The sequence below is a fragment of the Ruegeria sp. YTSA226 genome, from assembly GCF_059609905.1.
The window spans coordinates 80676-99735 of record NZ_JBXWMQ010000009.1; the positions used below are offsets into that span (position 1 = coordinate 80676).

The 19060-nt window shown below is 57.7% G+C and carries 20 protein-coding genes; 12 read left to right on the plus strand and 8 right to left on the minus strand.

Features of this window, described 5'->3' with window-relative positions:
- Positions 1-21: 21 nt before the first annotated feature.
- The 4 genes from AC2FFF_RS13075 to AC2FFF_RS13090 are packed head-to-tail and all read left to right on the plus strand — an operon-like array spanning position 22 to position 4860.
- A complete protein-coding gene (locus tag AC2FFF_RS13075; protein WP_496882967.1) occupies positions 22-969 on the plus strand; it encodes an ABC transporter permease in 948 nt (315 codons plus the stop codon).
- Complete coding sequence (locus AC2FFF_RS13080) at positions 966-1781, plus strand: ABC transporter permease (RefSeq protein WP_496882968.1); 816 nt, start codon at positions 966-968, stop codon at positions 1779-1781. Before AC2FFF_RS13075 ends, AC2FFF_RS13080 begins: the two co-directional genes overlap by 4 nt.
- Positions 1778-3376, plus strand: a complete 1599-nt coding sequence (locus AC2FFF_RS13085) for an ABC transporter ATP-binding protein (protein WP_496882969.1) — start codon at positions 1778-1780, stop codon at positions 3374-3376. Before AC2FFF_RS13080 ends, AC2FFF_RS13085 begins: the two co-directional genes overlap by 4 nt.
- Before the next feature lie 32 nt (positions 3377-3408).
- On the plus strand, positions 3409-4860 hold the full coding sequence (locus AC2FFF_RS13090; RefSeq protein WP_496697859.1) for an aldehyde dehydrogenase family protein: 1452 nt from the start codon (positions 3409-3411) through the stop codon (positions 4858-4860).
- A gap of 3 nt (positions 4861-4863) precedes the next feature.
- On the opposite strand, the gene pncB is transcribed toward AC2FFF_RS13090, so the two are convergent.
- Positions 4864-6156 (minus strand): nicotinate phosphoribosyltransferase, encoded by a 1293-nt coding sequence (gene pncB, locus AC2FFF_RS13095; protein ID WP_142638615.1) that lies wholly within the window; start codon positions 6154-6156, stop codon positions 4864-4866.
- Between the two features lie 165 nt (positions 6157-6321).
- Here pncB and AC2FFF_RS13100 point away from each other — a divergent pair, with 165 nt between their 5' ends.
- Positions 6322-6855 (plus strand): hypothetical protein, encoded by a 534-nt coding sequence (locus tag AC2FFF_RS13100; protein WP_281973310.1) that lies wholly within the window; start codon positions 6322-6324, stop codon positions 6853-6855.
- Here AC2FFF_RS13100 and pncA read toward each other — a convergent pair.
- Positions 6852-7445 carry a bifunctional nicotinamidase/pyrazinamidase gene (gene pncA / locus AC2FFF_RS13105; RefSeq protein WP_281973309.1) on the minus strand — a complete coding sequence of 198 codons (594 nt, stop codon included), beginning with the start codon at positions 7443-7445 and terminating at the stop codon, positions 6852-6854. The genes AC2FFF_RS13100 and pncA overlap by 4 nt on opposite strands.
- A gap of 96 nt (positions 7446-7541) precedes the next feature.
- On the opposite strand from pncA, the gene trhO reads away from it, so the two are divergent.
- Both trhO and AC2FFF_RS13115 read left to right on the plus strand, forming a co-directional pair.
- Positions 7542-8447 (plus strand): oxygen-dependent tRNA uridine(34) hydroxylase TrhO, encoded by a 906-nt coding sequence (gene trhO / locus AC2FFF_RS13110; RefSeq protein ID WP_281973308.1) that lies wholly within the window; start codon positions 7542-7544, stop codon positions 8445-8447.
- A gap of 73 nt (positions 8448-8520) precedes the next feature.
- Complete coding sequence (locus AC2FFF_RS13115) at positions 8521-9024, plus strand: potassium channel family protein (protein WP_281973307.1); 504 nt, start codon at positions 8521-8523, stop codon at positions 9022-9024.
- A gap of 13 nt (positions 9025-9037) precedes the next feature.
- On the opposite strand, the gene AC2FFF_RS13120 is transcribed toward AC2FFF_RS13115, so the two are convergent.
- Positions 9038-9367 (minus strand): hypothetical protein, encoded by a 330-nt coding sequence (locus tag AC2FFF_RS13120; RefSeq protein ID WP_271952366.1) that lies wholly within the window; start codon positions 9365-9367, stop codon positions 9038-9040.
- 166 nt (positions 9368-9533) lie between these two features.
- On the opposite strand from AC2FFF_RS13120, the gene betB reads away from it, so the two are divergent.
- Positions 9534-10988 carry a betaine-aldehyde dehydrogenase gene (gene betB / locus AC2FFF_RS13125; RefSeq protein WP_281973306.1) on the plus strand — a complete coding sequence of 485 codons (1455 nt, stop codon included), beginning with the start codon at positions 9534-9536 and terminating at the stop codon, positions 10986-10988.
- A 122-nt stretch (positions 10989-11110) separates the two neighbouring features.
- On the opposite strand, the gene AC2FFF_RS13130 is transcribed toward betB, so the two are convergent.
- The 5 genes from AC2FFF_RS13130 to AC2FFF_RS13150 are packed head-to-tail and all read right to left on the minus strand — an operon-like array spanning position 11111 to position 15747.
- Positions 11111-13246, minus strand: coding sequence for a hypothetical protein (locus AC2FFF_RS13130; RefSeq protein WP_281973305.1), 2136 nt, complete (start codon positions 13244-13246; stop codon positions 11111-11113).
- The gene (motA, locus tag AC2FFF_RS13135) at positions 13243-14112 is read right to left on the minus strand and encodes a flagellar motor stator protein MotA (RefSeq protein ID WP_281973304.1); all 870 of its coding nucleotides are present in this window, start codon (positions 14110-14112) and stop codon (positions 13243-13245) included. Before motA ends, AC2FFF_RS13130 begins: the two co-directional genes overlap by 4 nt.
- Positions 14113-14158: 46 nt before the next feature.
- Positions 14159-14734 (minus strand): MotE family protein, encoded by a 576-nt coding sequence (locus AC2FFF_RS13140; protein ID WP_281973303.1) that lies wholly within the window; start codon positions 14732-14734, stop codon positions 14159-14161.
- Positions 14731-15240: a hypothetical protein gene (locus tag AC2FFF_RS13145; protein WP_281973302.1), complete on the minus strand. Its 510-nt coding sequence runs from the start codon at positions 15238-15240 to the stop codon at positions 14731-14733. Before AC2FFF_RS13145 ends, AC2FFF_RS13140 begins: the two co-directional genes overlap by 4 nt.
- A gap of 9 nt (positions 15241-15249) precedes the next feature.
- On the minus strand, positions 15250-15747 hold the full coding sequence (locus tag AC2FFF_RS13150) for a flagellar basal body-associated FliL family protein (protein WP_281973301.1): 498 nt from the start codon (positions 15745-15747) through the stop codon (positions 15250-15252).
- 119 nt (positions 15748-15866) lie between these two features.
- Here AC2FFF_RS13150 and fliF point away from each other — a divergent pair, with 119 nt between their 5' ends.
- The 4 genes from fliF to fliP are packed head-to-tail and all read left to right on the plus strand — an operon-like array spanning position 15867 to position 19057.
- On the plus strand, positions 15867-17453 hold the full coding sequence (gene fliF / locus AC2FFF_RS13155) for a flagellar basal-body MS-ring/collar protein FliF (RefSeq protein ID WP_281973300.1): 1587 nt from the start codon (positions 15867-15869) through the stop codon (positions 17451-17453).
- Positions 17453-18049 (plus strand): FliH/SctL family protein, encoded by a 597-nt coding sequence (locus tag AC2FFF_RS13160; protein ID WP_281973299.1) that lies wholly within the window; start codon positions 17453-17455, stop codon positions 18047-18049. The genes fliF and AC2FFF_RS13160 overlap by 1 nt, the downstream gene beginning before the upstream one ends.
- A complete protein-coding gene (locus AC2FFF_RS13165; protein WP_281973298.1) occupies positions 18042-18329 on the plus strand; it encodes a FliM/FliN family flagellar motor switch protein in 288 nt (95 codons plus the stop codon). The genes AC2FFF_RS13160 and AC2FFF_RS13165 overlap by 8 nt, the downstream gene beginning before the upstream one ends.
- The gene (fliP, locus tag AC2FFF_RS13170) at positions 18329-19057 is read left to right on the plus strand and encodes a flagellar type III secretion system pore protein FliP (protein WP_281973297.1); all 729 of its coding nucleotides are present in this window, start codon (positions 18329-18331) and stop codon (positions 19055-19057) included. The genes AC2FFF_RS13165 and fliP overlap by 1 nt, the downstream gene beginning before the upstream one ends.
- The last annotated feature ends 3 nt before the right edge of the window (positions 19058-19060 follow it).

Below are 19060 nucleotides of genomic sequence, written 5' to 3' on the forward strand. Positions count from 1 at the left end.
CGCACCCGTAACCTGTTTGTAATGCTACGCTATGCCCTCAAACGTCTGATTTCGCTGGTGATCAGCCTGGCTATCGCCTCGGTGGTCATTTTTGCAGTGATCGAGGTCGCGCCGGGCGATCCGGCATCCTTCATGCTTGGCGTCAACGCGCAGGCGGACACGCTGGCCGCGCTGCGGGCCGAGCTGGGGTTGGATGTGTCCAAACCGCAGCGCTATTTCAACTGGGTCAGCGGAATGCTGGTCGGGGATTTCGGCACTTCATACACCTATCGCACGCCGGTGTCGCAGATGATTGCGGACCGACTTTGGGTGTCGCTGCCGCTGGCGCTTTATGCACTGACCCTTTCAACCCTGATCGCCTTTCCCGCAGGGATTTACGCTGCTGCGCGCCGGGGGCGGCCCGGCGATGTGGCGGTCATGGGGGCCACACAGCTCGGCATCGCCGTGCCAAATTTCTGGTTTGCCATGATGCTGGTGCTGGTCTTTGCCATTAATCTGCGCTGGTTCAACGCTGGAGGGTTCGCAGGCTGGGACGGCGGGTTTTGGACCGGTCTGCACTCGCTGACCCTGCCAGCCATAGCGCTGGCTCTGCCACAGGCGGCGATTCTTGCAAGGGTCATGCGGTCGGCCCTGCTGGATATTCTGGGTGAGGATTTCATGCGCACCGCACGGGCCAAGGGCCTGTCCCGCCGACAGGCGCTGTCGCGTCACGGGGTGCGCAATGCGCTGATCCCGGTGCTGACTATCATCGGGCTGCAGTTTTCCTTTCTTCTGGCCGGGTCCATCATTATCGAACAGGTGTTTTACCTGCCCGGCCTCGGGCGACTGGTGTTTCAAGCGATTTCTGCCCGCGATCTGATCGTGGTGGAATCGGTGGTCATGCTGCTGGTCTTTGCGGTGATCACGGTGAATTTTCTGGTCGATCTGGCCTATGCCGCAGTTGATCCCCGTTTAAGGAGCAGGACATGAGCCGCAACCTCATCCTTGGTTCAGTGCTCTCCTCGCTGGTGGTCTTGGCGGCGGCAATTTCCTTTGTCTGGACGCCCTATGTGCACGCCGCGCTGAATATTCCCGCCAAGCTGCAACCACCCAACGCGCAGCACTGGTTTGGCACCGATCATTTTGGGCGGGACATGTTCTCAATGATCATGGTGGGTGCGCGCACTTCAATCGCTGTGGCCTTGGTGGCGGTGGGGATCGGCATGACATTGGGCGTGCCACTTGGTCTGGCGGCAGCGGCGCGCAAAGGCACGTGGCTGGATGAGGTGATCATGCGCGGCAACGATCTGGTTTTTGCTTTCCCGTCGTTGGTCATCGCTATCCTGATCACTGCCGTTTTCGGTGCCGGGGCGGTCAACGCCATTATTGCCATCGGTATCTTCAACATTCCTGTCTTTGCCCGTATCACCCGTGGCGCTGCGCTGTCCCTGTGGGAGCGAGAGTTCATCCTGGCCGCCCGGGTCTCGGGCAAGGGCGCGGCGCGGATATCGGCGGAACACATCCTGCCGAATGTGGCGAACTTGCTGATCGTACAGGGCACCATCCAGTTCAGCCTTGGCATTCTGGCCGAGGCAGGCCTGTCCTATGTCGGGTTGGGTGCGCAACCGCCTACGCCCAGTTGGGGCCGGATGTTGGCAGATGCGCAGACGATGGTCAGTTTTGCCCCGCATTTGGCTCTGATTCCGGGGCTTGCAATCATTGTCACTGTTTTGGGGCTGAACCTGCTGGGCGACGGTTTGCGGGATTGGCTGGACCCCCGAATACGGGTGGCGCGCGCATGAGCTTGCTGGAAATCGAAAATCTCAACCTGTCGATTCATGGCATGGACATCCTCAAACAGGTTAGCCTGTCTGTTGCGTCGGGTGAGATCGTCGCCGTCACCGGTGAAAGCGGTTCGGGCAAGTCCATGACGGCGTTGGCGGTGATGCAACTGCTGCCAAACGGTGCGGATGCCGCGGGCGCGATCCGGTTGGACGGGCTGGACCTGCTGAACTGTTCCGAGGATGAGATGTGCGCCCTGCGTGGCGCCTCGGTCGGGATGGTGTTTCAGGAACCCATGACTGCGCTGAACCCGGTCAAAACCATCGGGGATCAGGTGATGGAGACAATCCTGATCCACAAGGCCATGCCTACTGCACAGGCCCGGTCCCGTGCCGAAGAAGTGCTGACGCGCGTCGGCCTTCCACCCGAAAGGTTCCCTCTGTCCCGGTATCCGCATGAGCTGTCCGGTGGTCAGCGTCAGCGCGTGGTGATCGCCATGGCCATCGCGTTGCGCCCAAGGTTGTTGATCGCGGACGAACCTACGACGGCGCTGGACGTCACTACGCAGGCGCAGATTCTAGACCTGCTCACGGGGTTGGTGCGCGAATACGACATGGGATTGCTAATGATCACACATGATCTGGCGGTTGTGGCCGATATGGCCGACCGGATCATCGTCATGCGCTATGGCGAAGTCGTCGAGGCCGGCGCCACCGAACCCTTGCTGCGGAACATGCAGCACCCTTATACACGCATGCTGTTCCGGGCTTCGGGCCATCAGGTCAACCTGCCGGAACCCAAACCGGCACAGCCTTTGCTTGAGGTTGCACAGGTGGTCCGGGATTACCGTTTGCCCCGAAAGGGCTTGTTTGATGCGCCGCGACACCACAGGGCTGTAGCTGGGGTCAGCTTTACACTGAACAAAGGCGAGCGCTTAGGCCTGGTCGGAGAGTCCGGGTGCGGAAAATCGACCCTAACACGGGCTATCCTGGGGCTGGAAGAAGTGCAGAGCGGCCAGATTCTGCTGGACGGGCAGCCAGTATTCACCGGGCACAAACCCAATCTGGCCGTCCGGCGTAAGATGCAGGTTGTGTTCCAGGACCCCTATGGCAGCTTCAACCCCCGACACCGGGTCACGCGCCTGGTCACCGAGCCGTTTCACCTGCTCGAACATCCCCCAACCGGGTCCGAGCGGCAGGATCGGATCGCCGAGATTCTGACGGCCGTAGGTCTCAGCCCCGATGACGCGGGTCGGTACATTCACGAATTCTCGGGCGGGCAGAGGCAGCGTATCGCCATCGCCCGTGCCCTGATCATCCGGCCCGAACTGATCTTGTTTGATGAGGCGGTCTCGGCCCTTGATGTTTCTGTCCGAGCGCAGATCCTTGATCTGCTGGCCGAGCTCTGCGGCGCCTATGACCTGACTTATCTGTTCATCAGCCACGACCTAAGCGTCGTGCGCACCATTACCGACCGGGTTTTGGTGATGCAGGCGGGGCAGATTGTCGAACAGGGTGAGACCGAACAGGTCTTTTCCAACCCGCAGCACGCTTATACCCAAACCCTGATTGCCGCTGCGCCTATCCTGCCGGATGTCGGTCAGGATGTGGCGTAAACTTCAATGTTAGAGACGAAATGGAGCCTGACATGACCAACCCCTTGTGGTTCGATCCCAGCTTGTGCCTGATTGGCGGCGCATGGCAGCGCCCAGCCTCGCAGGCCGATCTGCCGCTGATCAACCCGTCGGACGGGTCCGAGCTATGTCGGATCGCGCGCGGGGATGCTGATGACATCGATGCTGCGGTGAACGCGGCGCAAAAGGCGCTGGATGGGGACTGGGGCCGCAAAACCGCACTGGAGAGGGGCCGCATTCTGACCCGATTGGGCCAGATGGTGCTGGAATGTGTCGATGATCTGGCTGCGTTGGAGGCGATGGATGTCGGCAAACCCCTGACACAGGCGCGCGCCGATGCGGTGGCACTGGCGCGGTATTGTGAGTTTTACGGAGGCGCGGCGGATAAGGTGATGGGCGAAACGATCCCTTATCTGGATGGCTATACCGTCTATACCCTGCGTGAACCGCATGGTGTGACGGGCCACATTGTGCCGTGGAATTACCCTATGCAGATCATCGGCCGCTCTGTCGGGGCGGCTTTGGCGATGGGCAATGCCTGTGTGCTGAAACCAGCGGAAGAGGCCTGTTTGACCGCGCTTGCCTTTGCCCATCTGGCGCAGCAGGCCGGGTTGCCGGCGGGTGCTTTGAACGTGGTTCCGGGGCTGGGGGCCGAGGCCGGGGCGGCGCTGTCGGCGCATCCGGGGATTCAGCATGTGTCCTTCACCGGCTCCGTTGCCACCGGCGCGTTGGTGCAACAGGCCGCTGGGCATAACGTGGTGCCAGTGACGCTGGAGCTGGGCGGGAAATCCCCGCAGCTGGTGTTCGACGATGCAGATCTGGATGCGGCCCTGCCATTTCTGGTGAATGCGGGCGTTCAGAACGCAGGGCAGACCTGTTCGGCCTCCTCCCGCGTTCTGGTGCAACGCGGAGTGTATGAGCAGGTCAAATCGCGCATGGCCTCGGCCTATTCCGAGTTGACCGTTGGGCCCGCGTCCGAAGATTTGCGCCTGGGGCCCCTGATATCAGCACGTCAGAAGGACATCGTGACCGGATTTATCGACAAAGGCGCAGATCTGAATATCGTGGGCCAGGGGCCGATTGTTGGTCACGCACCCGAGACTGGCGCCTATGTGCAACCGACCCTGTTTGCCGACGTACCCCCTGATCATGTTTTGGCACAGGATGAGATTTTCGGCCCAGTCCAAGTGCTGATCCCCTTTGAGACCGAGGAAGAGGCCCTGCAGATCGCCAACTCCACCGATTACGGGCTGGTTGCCAGCATTTGGACACGCGATGGCGCGCGGCAGATGCGGCTGGCGAAGAAGTTGCGGTCGGGGCAGGTGTTTATCAACAATTACGGCGCTGGCGGCGGCGTGGAGCTGCCCTTTGGCGGTGTCGGGAAATCCGGCCATGGTCGCGAAAAAGGGTTCGAAGCGCTGTACGGGTTCTCACAGGTGAAAACGGTAGCTGCGTTCCATGGTTAGGGCCTAAACGATGACCTCGATTGGCTGTTGCACGCCGACGCCGAAGACACGTTTGTAGCGCTCGATCTGATCTGCCGGACCCATCGCTTTTTCCGGGTTGTCCGACAGTTTGACCGTCGGGCGACCATTGGCCGAAACCGCCTTGCAGACCAACGAGAAGGGTGCCAGCGCGTCATCGGGAACCAGCCCTCTGAAATCATTGGTCAGCAGCGTGCCCCAGCCGAAGGATACTTTGGTGCGGCCTGCAAACTGACTTTGCAGTTCGCGGATTTTGCCGACATCCAGACCGTCAGAAAAGATCACGCGTTTCTGTTTGGGATCCTCACCGCGCGATTGCCACCATTTGATCGCAGTTTCTGCACCGGTTGCCGGATCACCGCTGTCGATTCTGATGCCGGTCCATCCCGCCAACCAATCTGGCGCGTCGTCCAGAAAACCCTTGGTGCCATAGGTATCAGGCAGGATGATCCGTAGGTTGCCGTCATGTTCCTCGTGCCAATCGCTAAGCACATCATAGGGTGCCTGCGCCAGTTTCTCATCAGTATCAGCCAGCGCAGAGTAAACCATGGGCAACTCGTGGGCATTGGTGCCGATGGCCTCGACCTCGCGCCGCATGGCGATCAGGCAGTTCGAGGTGCCGGTAAATGCAGGGCCCAGACCTTCGATCATGGCTTGGACGCACCAGTCCTGCCATAGAAAGGAATGCCGCCGCCTAGTGCCGAAATCGGCGATGCCCAGCCCCTGAATCCCTCGTAAGTGTTCGATTTTCTCCCATACACGGGTCATCGCACGAGCATAGAGAATTTGTAGCTCGAACCGCCGCATCGCATTCAGCACCGAGCGGGATCGCAGCTCCATCAGGACTGCCAATGCGGGAATTTCCCACAGCATGACCTCGTGCCATTTGCCTTCAAAGGTCAATTCGTACTGATCACCTTTGCGTTCAAGGTGATAGGGCGGCAGTCGCAGGTTCTCGAACCACCCCATGAAATCCGAACGGAACATCTGACGTTTGCCATAAAAGGTATTGCCGCGCAGCCAAGTGCTTTCCCCCCGGCTCAGGCTGAGTGACCGAATGTGGTCCAGCTGTTCGCGCAGCTCCCCCTCATCAATCAATTCAGCCAATGGAATGTGATTCGACCGGTTAATTAGTGAAAACACCACATCCGTTTGGGGCTTATTTCGAAACACTGACTGGCACATCAGCAGTTTGTAGAAGTCTGTGTCGATTAAAGACCGGACAATCGGGTCAATCTTCCATTTGTGATTGTATACTCGCGTCGCAATATCGACCATTGGGAACTCCTGCGATTTCCGTTGTTAGATCAATAGGTGCGTGGAATGGCAAGAGTCGCTAAATTGATGACAATGACAAGGTCAAGTCACAATGCGAGCATATTGTGGGGTCTTTTCACCGGTTAGTGGAAAGAGGGGGATGGATAGTCGAGGTTTAGTTAGTGAATGGTTCTCGAGTACGACTTTGATATTGTAACGATCGCTTCGGGGGAAAACGATCCGGAGGCGACCCCGTCAGGGGCGCAAAACGGACGCAAAGTGCGTGCGCTGTTTCGGAATGTGAAAACAGCCGATGCATTGCGGGCAGCGTCACCCAAAATACGCAAAATTTTTCATGATGCCGGTTTTGGTCTGGATTCGACGCGCAGCGAGATTACCCATGGATATTACCGTCCACAGGATACGGCGGACAGGGATCGCATTCTGCGAGCCTTGTTTCACAATATCCGGACGACGGGAGTCAAAGGCGAATATTGCGGCGAGTTTGATTTCCTGAAGTTCATGAACGATGTAAAAGCCGCCAAGCCGCGCGCCGGGTTGCCCAAAGAGGTTCCAATGTGGAAACCCAGGCCACAGCAGGCGGAATCGGCCGGACCAAATCGCCGAACTGTACCAGGCCGGGTTGGGTTTGCTTTGGGGTTGGCGGTGATTATCTTTGCGCTGCTCAAGTATCTGGCGGCTGCGGGGGCAACCCCTTAAATCAGCCGAACGCCAGCATCTTTCATCGCGGTCTCTGCCGAGGCCAATGACCCATCCAGGTTAATTGCCCGGCAGGCTCTCATCTGAACTGACACGTCGAAACCCAGCCGCGCTGCGTCAACCGCAGAGTAGTAGACGCAGAAATCCGTGGCCAGCCCGACGAGTGTCAGTCTCTCGATTTCACGGGTGCGCAGATACCCTTCCAACCCGGTGGGCGTGGTCTGGTCGTTCTCAAAGAACGCCGAATAGCTATCGATGTTGCTGCGGAACCCTTTGCGCAGGATCAGATCGCCATCCGTACGCAGGTTCGCATGAAATGCTGCCCCATTTGTTCCCTGCACGCAGTGATCTGGCCACAAAACCTGAGGCCCATAAGGCATCTCGGTCATGTCAAAGGGGTTTTTGCCCGCATGGCTGCTGGCAAAGGACGAATGCCCCGCAGGGTGCCAGTCTTGAGTCAGGATCACCGTGTCAAAATCTGGCATCATCGCGTTGATCGGAGCCACGATCTCATCCCCGCCGGGAACCGCCAACGCACCGCCGGGACAGAAATCGTTCTGAACATCGATCACAATAAGGGCATGGGTCATTGGGACCTCCTTCGATTGCGTTATCGGTAGTGGGCGCGACAAGGGGCGTCAATCCGGTCTCTTGCGACTCTGTCCGCGCGGGTTTAGACCGCGCGCATGTATACGATCGCTGCTCTCTATCATTTCACCCGGTTCGCCAACCACGAAGCCCTTCGTGCGCCCTTGCTTGAGCTGTGCCGCGCGCAATCGGTCAAAGGGACGCTCTTGCTGGCACAGGAAGGGATCAATGGCACTATTGCCGGACCCCGCGCTGGCATTGACGCGGTTCTGGCCCATATCCGTGCGCTGCCCGGCTGTGCTGATCTGGAGTGGAAAGAGGCCACGTCTGACCAACCGCCATTTGGCAAGATCAAGGTACGCCTGAAAAAAGAGATCGTGACCATGGGCCAACCGGATATCGATCCGCGCGCCCGTGTCGGCAATTATGTCGAGCCCGAAGACTGGAATGATCTGATCCGCTCGGATGATGTGGTGGTGATCGACACCCGAAATGATTACGAGGTGGCAATCGGTACGTTTGAGGGCGCGTTAGACCCTGAAACAAGCAGTTTTCGTGAATTCCCCACTTGGTGGGAAGAAAACAAAGACCGGTTCCACAATAAGCGTGTGGCGATGTTCTGCACGGGTGGCATCCGGTGTGAGAAATCCACCAATTATCTGTTGGGTCAGGGGGTCGAGGATGTCTATCACCTGAAAGGTGGCATCTTGCGATACCTCGAGGAAATGCCCGTCGAGAACAGCACCTGGCAGGGCGAATGCTTTGTGTTCGACAACCGCGTATCTGTTGGGCATAGGCTGGTCGAAGGGCCGCACAACCTGTGCCATGGCTGCCGTCGCCCGATCCTTCCCGAGGATGTGAAACGTGCCGAATACGAACACGGCGTGTCCTGCCATCAATGCATAGAGGAAACCTCTGAGGTCGACAAAACCCGGTTCCGGGAACGTCAAAAACAGATCCTGCTGGCACGTCAGCGGGGACAGGAGCATCTGGGCGCAGACTGATTTGCTGAAATCTGGTTGCCACGCAGGACAGTCCACCGGATAATCCCGGAGATTTCAGCGCGTTGGAGGTTCCATGTCCCGAAAACCCACGACTTTGGAAGAATGGAAATCAACGCTGCTGGCGGCAGCCGCAATGGTGGTTGCCAGTTTCCTCGCATGGTTCGGTCTGTCCCGTCTGAGCGAGGGCACCGCAGGTGACACGATCGGTACGATCGCCTCTGTGGGGCTGGTTGTGTGGATGGTGTCTCAATCCTGGTTCTATATGACTCAGGTGAAATCACCGCGCCGCATTCTGTTTTTGATGGGTGTGTCCTTTATTCAGGTCGTTCCGTTCCTGTTCGCCGCTGCCTATGGCGCATTCGGGTACCAGGATAATTGCGTCATCGGGGCGCAAGGGCCCGCTGATATCCTGTATTTTTCTTATGTTACATTCACCACCGTTGGGTACGGCGATATGTCCCCAACCGGGCTGTGCCGCGCCCTGGCCGTGGCCGAGGCGGTGACCGGCTATATCCTACTGGGCCTGTTCGTCGCGGCGGCGGTGGCGTTGTATGCCCGCAATCATAGTCCGGATTAGGCTCTGATTTCGTCTATTTGTTTTGATCTATCCAACGCGACATCATCTGTTTGTCGCGAAAGCACTCCGACGGGATTGGGCGGCGTTTGCTGCGCGAGATACGTTCGGCAAAGGCAACCTGCTTGCCGGTCGGGTAATTCGCAAATGGCGAGGGATCATCAGGTTTGTGTTTGGAAATCCAGGCGGACATGGACTGACGGTCGCGCTGCGCCTCGACCGGAATCTCAAGTGCAGTTTGCTCCGCGATGGCGCGGGCATAGCGTATCTGCCGATCGGTGGCGGGCAGCAGGTGATAGTCGTTTGTCGGGCCGTGCGGGGCGGTGTTTCGCAATGAATGGGCCATCGGTTGATCCTCTGACTATGTAGAACATAAATAGAACATTTACCGAAAATTTCAAGCCACGGCCTGTTGGAATTGGCAGGAAATCGCTCTGGATCAGTTTTATTGACTGCTGAGTCAATAAAATATAAACGCGGAGGAAACAGCTTCTGATCAGGGAATCCCCACAATGAGATTTCAGCCCAAGGCGAGCCATTTCATCAACGGTGAATATGTCGACGACACGACCGGAGCACCCATAGACGTGATCTACCCTGCAACAGGGGAAGTGATCGCACGGCTGCATTCTGCTACTCCGCAGATCATAGATCAGGCTCTAAACAGTGCAAAATCGGCACAGGCAGACTGGGCCGCGATGTCTGGGACCGAAAGGGGCCGTGTTCTGCGCCGCGCCGCGGACATCATGCGCGAACGCAATCGTGATCTGTCGATCATCGAAACCCACGATACTGGAAAACCGCTGCAGGAAACGTTGGTTGCCGATGCTACCAGCGGAGCCGATGCGTTGGAATATTTCGGAGGTCTGGCGGCCTCGCTGACCGGCGAGCATATCCCGCTGGGTGGTGGGGATTTCGTATATACGATCCGTGAGGCGCTTGGGGTTTGCGTCGGAATCGGCGCGTGGAACTATCCAACCCAGATTGCCTGCTGGAAAGGCGCGCCTGCTTTGGCCTGCGGCAACACGATGGTATTCAAGCCTTCCGAGACCACGCCCTTGTCTGCTCTGCAAGTGGCCGAAATCCTGGTCGAGGCCGGGGCACCAAAGGGTGTCTATAACGTAATTCAGGGTTATGGCGATGTGGGCGCATCACTTGTGACGGACCCCCGTGTTGCCAAGGTCTCGCTGACCGGATCGGTACCGACAGGGCGCAAGGTTTATGCCGCAGCAGCCGATGGCATGAAGCATGTCACGATGGAACTGGGCGGCAAGTCCCCCATAATCGTGTTCGACGATGCAGATATCGAAAACGCCGTGTCTGGCGCCATTTTGGGGAATTTCTACTCCTCGGGTCAGGTCTGTTCCAACGGCACCCGCGTTTTTGTACACAAAGGCATCAAAGAAGCCTTCCTCGATCGCCTGTCCCAGCGTCTGGCGAATGTGAAAATCGGCGACCCGATGGATGAAGAGGTTAATTTCGGTCCGATGGTTAGCGAAAACCAGATGAATATCGCTCTGGGTTATGTTGAAAAAGGCAAGGCAGAAGGTGCCCGTTTGGTCTATGGCGGTGTGCGTATCGAAGGCGACGGGTTCTACATTCAGCCCGCCGTCTTTGCCGATGTGACCGATGAAATGGCCATCGCGCGCGAGGAAATCTTCGGCCCGGTTATGTCAGTGTTGGAATTCGAAACCGAGGAAGAGGTGATGGCCCGCGCCAATAACACCGAATTCGGTCTGGCAGCCGGTGTGTTCACCAAAGATCTGACCCGAGCCCATCGTATCGTGGCCGCGTTCGAGGCGGGCACCTGCTATATCAACACTTACAACCTCGCACCGGTTGAAGCCCCGTTTGGCGGGTCAAAAATGTCTGGGGTCGGGCGGGAAAACTCGAAATTGGCAATCAATCATTTCAGCGAGATGAAAACGGTCTATGTCTCGATGAATGACGTCGAGGCGCCTTACTGACTAAACCCACCAATTCAGGCTCTGTTCATGGGGTTTTCCCTCTGGAACAGAGCATTGGATGCCGCGGTTCGTCAGGAGATCAGCCCTGACTGAGTGGCCACCCTGAGTTTTGCCCAGACGTTTCAGTCTGCCCTCACAAGTGCGAGAAGCTGAGCGATATTCTCTCGGGCGTTGGCGCTGTTTTCAAGCAGGGCAGTTGCATCCGCCAATGGTTGTTCTTCAATCCTGGTTACAGGTTCTGCCAATGCCAGAGTCGCCCGCCTGACCTGTCCGAATTTTTGGTCGACCGCAGGCTGCGGGACGTCTTCCATATCAGAAAGCCAGAACAATCTTTCTGCTTCGTTCACCCTGTCAAACTGCAACAGTACCCGCCCTGCATTTTCAAACTCACCTATATCCAGATTGGCCTGCGCCCGCAGTGACATGGCCTTGTCCGAGGGGTCATCTCCTAACTCCAGTAAGGCTTTGTGTGGCTGGCCGGACAACAATGCCGCTTGCGCGCGCAAAAGGGCTCGGTCCTTTCGCCTGATAGTGTCCTGAGGTCGGTTGGACCAAAATAACGTTGAACGGGCAAACCCCAGCGATGCCAACCTTTCGGCAATCGAGATTGCGGTTTCGGTTGTCAGCGATTGTGCCATCGGTTCGGGCAGGTTGAAGATGCGCCGCAAAAAGGTATCGTCGTCGGCGCGCGCAGTCAGTACTTGAACGGCCCGGTCCAGCGTTTCAGCTGAATTCGGAATATCTTCTAACAGATCAAAAGACTGGTCGAACTCTTGGCCCAAACTCAGCGCCAGCGCATATGTCCGTTGCATAAGTGGGCCGATCTCAGATCGGCGCAATTCGACCGTGTAAGATGCGGCAAGTTCGAGCTCCCGGGCGGAGGCTGACCCGCGTTCCGCCCACCGCTGTTCAATCAGTCGCGCCAGCGCCAGAGGCGCTTCGAGCCCTGCTTCCGAGCTGCCCACCACGTCTTTCAACAAGGTTTCGGATTTCTCCTGATCGCCTTCGGCCTTTGCAATACCGGCCTCGGCCTGAATCGCGCCGGGGCTGGGTTTGGTTTCGATGCGATCAACAGCCCGCAAGACGCGCCGCGCGGCTTCAAGTTTTTGGGCTGCAACGAAAATGTCGGACAGCATAGGTCCGACTTGCCGGCGCAGATGATCCGGTAGTCGCGCAAACGATTGTTCCATAACCCTTATCTGGGCATCTTCGGCGAGCTTACCCTCGGTCAGAGCGGCCCAGATTGCGGCGTCACTTTCGCAACGCTGTAGGTCGCGGAATGGATTTGACCCTTTCAGTGGCCGGTCGTCCAGAACAGTGGCAATCACAGAAATCCGGTTCGTTTCCGGCGTCTCTTCACCCATCCAGCCAAGGCTGCGAACCGCCTCGGCACCGAAGCCGAAATACGCATAGAGCTTGGCAAGCTTCATGGCCGGTTCTTTGTCAACGCGATCGAACTCCTGAAACAGGCCAGTGCGCAGCTCTGCCACCTGTTCGGGGAACAGGCGCCCATCGGACCAGCTGTCAAAGCCTAGCTCGGCGCTGGAAATGCAGGCTGGTTTCTTTTCCAGTTTTGGAATGGATGGTCCCAGCAAGCCATCCAGATCGTCCAGTACCGACGTAACTGCGATGTTCAGGTCCATACGCGGTGGCATGTCGAGCGATTGTTTGCCATTCGAGTTCCTGGGCCCAATCTGAGATAGTTCAAGATCAACCAGATCTCGGTCAGCGCCCTGCAACAATCGCGTCGATAGCTGGTCCTCAAATACTTGCGCATTGAGATTCAAAAGCGGCAATACCAGAGGATCAAGCGCCTGTGGCCCGGGCAGCGGGGCGTTTACCACTACCGTTTTGGGCAGCGTTGGGGGTGGAGTGTCGCTGCTGATCGGTGGAAGGGCTGCCCCCGGCGCAATATCCACAACGATCATCGTGTTTTGATGCAGAAATGCGGTGGCAAAGCAGTCGCAGCCGAATTCCATCTCTAACGCATCACCCGGGTTGGTCTGTGAGATCGCAGACAGACGGTTCTGCGACAGCCGCTGAAATACCGCTCCGGTTTGAAATTCGGCATCAGGAAGCGCTATGTCGAGTCTTGCGCCATTCTTCGTTTGCTTCAGACCCCATTCCGTACCCGGGGGCACCTGCACAACAAGACGCGTATATCCGTCATGCTCGCCCGATCGCACAGAAATGTCGCGCGCGCCAGCCTGTCCAGCGGCCGTAAGCGCCGCTGAAACCATTAGGGCGTATCGGATCATGCCGCTGCCTGCTTTAGCTCTTTCAAGGCCTCTTCAAGTTCTGAGAAACCCGGCCTGTTATGGGTGGGAGTGTTCTGCCGTCCGACTTCGATGCACATGGCAGGGTTGTGGTTGTGCAGGTTGGCAACCAGAACCTCTTTGATCAACTGATAGAAATGATTGTCTTCCTCCACCACGGATTTGAGTTTTCCTGCAAATGGGCCGACCAACCCATAAGCCAGAAAGACCCCCAGGAACGTCCCGACCAGAGCGCCACCGATCAGCTTTCCCAACACTTCTGGGGGTTGATCAATCGAGCCCATCGTTTTGATAACGCCCAGAACTGCCGCAACAATTCCAAGTGCGGGCAGGCCGTCAGCAACAGTCTGTAGCGCGTGGCTAGAGTGCATGGCGTGGTGAAAATTCGCCTCCATCCGCTTTTCCAGCACCTCTTCGACCTGGTGGGGATCGTCATAATTCAAAGAGGCAGCCCGCATCGTGTCGCAGATCAAATCGACGGCTTCTTTGTCGGCCTGAATTTTCGGATAAGTCGAAAACAGAGGCGAGTTTTCGGGGTCTTCGATATGCTGTTCAACCTCGACCGGGTTGGCCTTGGCGATACGGATCAGCGAAAACAACAGGCACAGCAGGTCACGGTAGTCATCCGGTTTCCATTTCGGCCCTTTGAATACTTTTGCCATATCCTTGATCGTGTGCTTCACGGCGCTTAGGTCATTGCTGATCATAAATGCGCCGACCGCAGCGCCACCAATCATCATCATTTCGAACGGCAGGGATTTCATGATGATGTTCATTTTCCCGCCAGCCGCCAAATAGCCGCCGAACACCATGACGAAAATAACAACAATTCCGACAATTCCGATCATAAGAGGTCTCCGGCGAATTCCGATGCAGGGTTGAAAATCATGGGGGTTACTCCTGCGGAGCCGAAGCGTTTCGCCCGGCCATAATCACGCTGATTGTATAGGCAGCCCCGGGGTTCAGGCCTGCCAAAACACCGGCTGCGGCATCGGGCGGCATCCGTGACAGGAATCCGGCGGCAAAGGTCGGGTCCATCGTTTCAAACAGGGCGGCCGCGTCTTTCGGCTTCATGTTCTGATAGACATCCGTCAGGCGCGTCAGGTCTGTCTCAGCCGCTTTTTCTGCAATGGCCAGCGTCTCACGCAGCGCCTCTTCTGCCTGCTGCAGGGCGGCCAGGCGGGTCTCGATGGCCTTATCGGCAATGGCCAGCGCCTTTTCCCGATCAATGGCTGTGGCTTCGCGTTTTTTCAACGCTTCTTCGCGCCGCAGCAATTCGGTCAGCAGTATCCGGGCTCCGGGCAGCTCTGCTGGGGTCTCTTTCGGTTTTGCTTCTGCCTGCTCGGCCCCTTTTGCCAGGGCTGGTGCAGCCTCAAACCCCAGCCGAATCGCGGCTGACCCAAGCATCAACAGTGAAATAACTGTCAGGACACCGCTTCTTGGTCGTTTCTCTACAACGTGTCCGCTCATGTCGCGGCCTCTCCGCTATTGCGGTCGTGGCGGAAAAACATCAGCCCGCCCGGGCGCTTTTTTTCCTGAGCGTCCCCGGATTTGGGCGCGACAGGGGCTTCTGGCTTTTCCACCGCTTCGACCGGAGCCTCTTCAGGCTCAGGATCCGTCGTTGGTTCCTCGGCCTTGGGTTCTTGCGGCTTGGGTTCTTCAACCGTGATGTCTTCGGCGGGTTCTTCGGCCGGAATGACATCATGCATCGAAGCCATCATCAGTTCGAGCCGCTGAGCAACCGATTCCGCCCTTTGGGTTAGTGCCTCAAGTACAAGGCCCGACTGGTCCGAAGCAGTTCGTGCCGAATCAAGCGATTTCTTCAACTCATCCGCTTGGGATGACAGGACAGCGACCGCGCCACCGACCCCTTGTTCCAGATTAGTGAACCGCTTTAGCCGACGGGACAGCACGAAACAGTAAAGACCCGCACCCAGCGCACCTGCGACCAGCAAAATATCTGCAATCAGCTCCATCTCGGCCTCCTAATTCAATACGAATTCCATCACGAGGACATCGCGCACGCGCCCTTCCCCGACGACGATTTCAATGCGACGCAAAAGGTGGCCACGGATACGCATCAGTGCGAGCGAATCCTCCAGATCCGACACTTCGACCGCCCGCAGATACCCGTTCAGAACATCCATGATTCGAGGCTTCATCTTCTCGACATCCGAGACGTAGTTGCTGTTCACCTCAAGCTGGGCGTGGAATTTCAGATGCCGCGAATCGCCGGCATTGACCGAGACGATCACCGCCGGCAGGTCGATAAAACCAACCTCGGGCAGGGTTTTAACCTCGGTCCCTTTGTCTTTTTCCTTGGCGTCTTCCGCGGCTGGTTGGCCGCCAAATGGCAGCAGTCCAGAAGTGGTCAGGAAATACCCGCCCGCAGCCCCGGCAACGGCCAGAATCACCCCTATGATCAATCCTTTTTTCCCCGATTTTTCCGGGGCTTCTGCCTGTTCTGCAGCCGCGTCAGTCATGACGTCCTCATTCATTCAGTCTGGGGATGTCATAACCCGGCAGGGACTAACCGATTGTTAAGGGCAATCGTCCAAACAGGGGATGCGCCGGGCAGAATGTCGGCGAGTCGGAGGTGAGCGTGCAGCAGATCGGAACTGTCTGGGCAAGTTTGGACAGGCGAAAGCAAGTCATTGTCGCCGGTGCAGTTGTGCTGGTGTTTCTAGGGGTCCTTGCGATGTCGCGGTTGGCGACGGCGCCGTCGATGACCCTGCTATATGCCGGGCTGGAAAGCGGCGCGGCGGGGGATATCGTCCGATCGCTGGATCAGCGCGGCGTACAGTATGAGATTCGGGGCGGTTCGATTTACGTGCCCGGCTCGCAGCGGGACGAATTGCGCATGACTCTGGCCAGCGAAGGCCTGCCTGCGAACGGAAACCGCGGGTATGAGCTTTTGGATTCACTCAGCGGCTTTGGCACCACCTCGCAAATGTTCGATGCGGCCTATTGGCGTGCGAAAGAGGGTGAGCTCGCGCGCACGATTGTCGGCAGCCCTCACATAAGTCAGGCGCGCGTGCATATTGCCAACGGGTCAACGAACCCGTTTCAGCGCAGCGTCGCGCCGACGGCTTCGGTCTATCTGGTGTCCTCGGGTGCGGATATCACTTCGGATCAGGCCAAGGCGATCCGTTTTCTGGTCTCTTCTGCCGTCAGCGGCCTCGCACCCGAGAATGTGGCGGTGATTGATTCCAATGGTGCGGTCATTGGCGCAAAAGAGACTGCGGTGGCAGCAGATTCTGCGGATGACAAGTCGCGCCAGCTGCGCGAACGGGTCCTTCGTCTGATTGAGGCCCGAGTGGGGGCCGGAAATGCAGTCGTTGAGGTCAGTGTTGATACGGTCACTAAAACCGAATCCATCCGTGAAAGGCGCTTTGATCCTAAGGGGCGCGTGGCCATCAGCACCGATGTCGAGGAACGGTCTGACAGCGCCCGGAACCAATCGTCCGATGTCACGGTGGCGTCGAACCTGCCCGATGGCGACGGCGCGGGCGGGGATGCATCCAATTCGAATGCCACACAGACACGGGAACGGGTCAACTATGAGGTATCCGAGACTGAGTTAGAGGTTCACACCGCACCCGGTGCGATCAAGCGCTTGACCGTTGCGGTTCTGGTGAATGGAACGCGTTCTGTGGATGCCTCTGGTGCTGAAAGCTTTGTGCCGTTGCCTCAGACAGAGCTTGATGCGCTGGCTGAGCTTGTGGCCTCGGCCGTTGGGTTCGATGCCGAACGTGGCGACGTCATCACACTGAAATCGCTGGATCTGCCCGCAGTAGAGCCTGGCGGAACTGTGGTTTCGTCCTCGATCTGGCAGCAGGTTCATTTTGACGCGATGTCACTGGTCCAAATGGCCGTTCTGGCGATCGTGATGCTGGTTCTGGGATTGTTCGTGATCCGCCCGATCCTGATGAAACCGGCCCTTGCACCCGCCCTTTTGCCGGCGGGAACACCGCCAGAGCCCGAGGCGGTTCTGACCGGTGAGATCGCGACCGAAGAGGGCGTGCAATTTGCCGCCATTCCGGGGCACGCCCGAGCAGACGTGCCGGCATTGGCGGCAAATCCAGGCGCTGATCCGGTTGATCGGCTGCGCGCCATGATCGGCGACAAGCAGGAGGAAACCGTGGAAATTCTGCGCAGCTGGCTTGAAGAAAGTGAGGAGCGTGCGTGATGTCGATAGCTCATCTTCTTGAGGATTTCACTGTACAGGCAGGCGGCGGCAAAGTTCATTTACTGGACGAAGAGGCGCTGGAAGAACAGCGGCTTGGTGCCTTCGAACACGGCTATAGCGCCGGATGGGACGATGCCCTTCAGGCCCAGGAACAGGGTCGTGGAAAGGTATCAGACAACCTTGCCCGCGCACTCGAGGATATGTCCTTTACCTATCATGAGGCGACGAGCCGGATGACAATGTCGTTGGAGCCCATGTTCCAGAGCCTCGTCAATCTGGTGTTGCCGAACACCCTGGATCGGGGGCAGGCCACGCGGCTGGTCGAACAGCTTACAGAAATGGCCGGTGAACAGATTGGCCAACCGATGCAAATCTTTGTGCCTTCGGGGTTCGCGAGTGTTGTCGAAGGGCTGTTGCCCCCCGAATTGGCCACCCCGACCCGCGTTGTCGAGGACCCGTCTCTTGGGGCTGGTCAGGCACGTCTGCAGGTTGGTACCTCGCAGCGAGAGGTGGATAGCAGCGCCTTGCTAGAGACAATCCGTTCAGCATTTGACGCTTACGTGTATGAGGCAAAAGAGGCATTGAACAATGAGTGACCCGCAATCCCCAAAATCCGAAAAAGCCAGCCCGTTTGATACCGTTCCGATCGAGGTAACCGTGTCAGTCGGTCGGGCGCGCCCGCTAATCCGAGATCTGCTGAATATGGGCGAGAATGCTGTTCTCACCCTGGACAAACGGATCGAAGATCCTGTGGACCTATATGTTGGCGATCAACTGGTGGCGCGCGGTCTGCTGGAAGAGATGGAGGGTGATCAAGCCGGGCAACTGGCCGTGCGCCTAACCGAAATCGCGGATCTGCAGAACGGGATCGGGTAATGCGTTTCCTGTTTTGGGTGGCGGTGTTGCTGACGCTGACCCCGTCTCTGGCCGCCGCGCAAGAGGTGTCGCTGTCACTGGGCGAAGGTGGTTCGATCTCCGCGCGCACCATTCAGTTGATTTTGCTGATTACCGTGCTCAGCATTGCGCCTGGGCTGGCGATCATGATCACCTGTTTCCCTTTCCTGATCACCGTTCTGGCCATCTTGCGGCAAGGGATCGGATTGCAGCAATCCCCCCCCAACATGCTGATCGTCAGCCTCGCACTGTTTCTGACCTATTTCATCATGGAGCCGGTCTTTTCGGCGGCCTGGACCACAGGTATTCGCCCCATGGTCGAAGAAACGATGGAGGTCGAACCAGCGTTGGAGCGCGCGTTGCAGCCGTTTCGTGCTTTCATGGCCGGACGCCTTGATCCGGATACTTTCCACGCCATGGCAGCATTACGACCCGGGGGTGATACTGTGTCCTTGTCGGCCGAGGCACCCTTGTCGATCTTGATGCCGTCTTTCATGCTATCTGAGATCGCGCGGGCCTTTCAGATCGGGTTTCTGATCTTCTTGCCGTTTCTGATCATTGATCTTGTGGTGGCCGCTGTGCTGATGTCGATGGGGATGATGATGGTTCCGCCTGCAACAGTGTCTCTGCCGTTCAAACTAGCCTTCTTTGTCATTGCCGACGGCTGGTCGCTGATCGCAAGCGCTTTGGTGCGTAGCTATATGACATGAATC

What these genes read in the sequence shown, in the direction of transcription:
- AC2FFF_RS13140 (WP_281973303.1), bottom strand. Translation starts at nt 14,734, where the DNA reads ATGAGCGGACACGTTGTAGAGAAACGACCAAGAAGCGGTGTCCTGACA.
- AC2FFF_RS13145 (WP_281973302.1), bottom strand. Translation starts at nt 15,240, where the DNA reads ATGGAGCTGATTGCAGATATTTTGCTGGTCGCAGGTGCGCTGGGTGCG.
- AC2FFF_RS13080 (WP_496882968.1), top strand. Translation starts at nt 966, where the DNA reads ATGAGCCGCAACCTCATCCTTGGTTCAGTGCTCTCCTCGCTGGTGGTC.
- fliP (WP_281973297.1), top strand. Translation starts at nt 18,329, where the DNA reads ATGCGTTTCCTGTTTTGGGTGGCGGTGTTGCTGACGCTGACCCCGTCT.
- AC2FFF_RS13100 (WP_281973310.1), top strand. Translation starts at nt 6,322, where the DNA reads ATGGTTCTCGAGTACGACTTTGATATTGTAACGATCGCTTCGGGGGAA.
- trhO (WP_281973308.1), top strand. Translation starts at nt 7,542, where the DNA reads ATGTATACGATCGCTGCTCTCTATCATTTCACCCGGTTCGCCAACCAC.
- AC2FFF_RS13120 (WP_271952366.1), bottom strand. Translation starts at nt 9,367, where the DNA reads ATGGCCCATTCATTGCGAAACACCGCCCCGCACGGCCCGACAAACGAC.
- AC2FFF_RS13130 (WP_281973305.1), bottom strand. Translation starts at nt 13,246, where the DNA reads ATGATCCGATACGCCCTAATGGTTTCAGCGGCGCTTACGGCCGCTGGA.
- AC2FFF_RS13085 (WP_496882969.1), top strand. Translation starts at nt 1,778, where the DNA reads ATGAGCTTGCTGGAAATCGAAAATCTCAACCTGTCGATTCATGGCATG.
- AC2FFF_RS13075 (WP_496882967.1), top strand. Translation starts at nt 22, where the DNA reads ATGCTACGCTATGCCCTCAAACGTCTGATTTCGCTGGTGATCAGCCTG.
- motA (WP_281973304.1), bottom strand. Translation starts at nt 14,112, where the DNA reads ATGATCGGAATTGTCGGAATTGTTGTTATTTTCGTCATGGTGTTCGGC.
- AC2FFF_RS13150 (WP_281973301.1), bottom strand. Translation starts at nt 15,747, where the DNA reads ATGACTGACGCGGCTGCAGAACAGGCAGAAGCCCCGGAAAAATCGGGG.
- AC2FFF_RS13115 (WP_281973307.1), top strand. Translation starts at nt 8,521, where the DNA reads ATGTCCCGAAAACCCACGACTTTGGAAGAATGGAAATCAACGCTGCTG.
- AC2FFF_RS13160 (WP_281973299.1), top strand. Translation starts at nt 17,453, where the DNA reads ATGTCGATAGCTCATCTTCTTGAGGATTTCACTGTACAGGCAGGCGGC.
- pncB (WP_142638615.1), bottom strand. Translation starts at nt 6,156, where the DNA reads ATGGTCGATATTGCGACGCGAGTATACAATCACAAATGGAAGATTGAC.
- pncA (WP_281973309.1), bottom strand. Translation starts at nt 7,445, where the DNA reads ATGACCCATGCCCTTATTGTGATCGATGTTCAGAACGATTTCTGTCCC.
- AC2FFF_RS13165 (WP_281973298.1), top strand. Translation starts at nt 18,042, where the DNA reads ATGAGTGACCCGCAATCCCCAAAATCCGAAAAAGCCAGCCCGTTTGAT.
- AC2FFF_RS13090 (WP_496697859.1), top strand. Translation starts at nt 3,409, where the DNA reads ATGACCAACCCCTTGTGGTTCGATCCCAGCTTGTGCCTGATTGGCGGC.
- betB (WP_281973306.1), top strand. Translation starts at nt 9,534, where the DNA reads ATGAGATTTCAGCCCAAGGCGAGCCATTTCATCAACGGTGAATATGTC.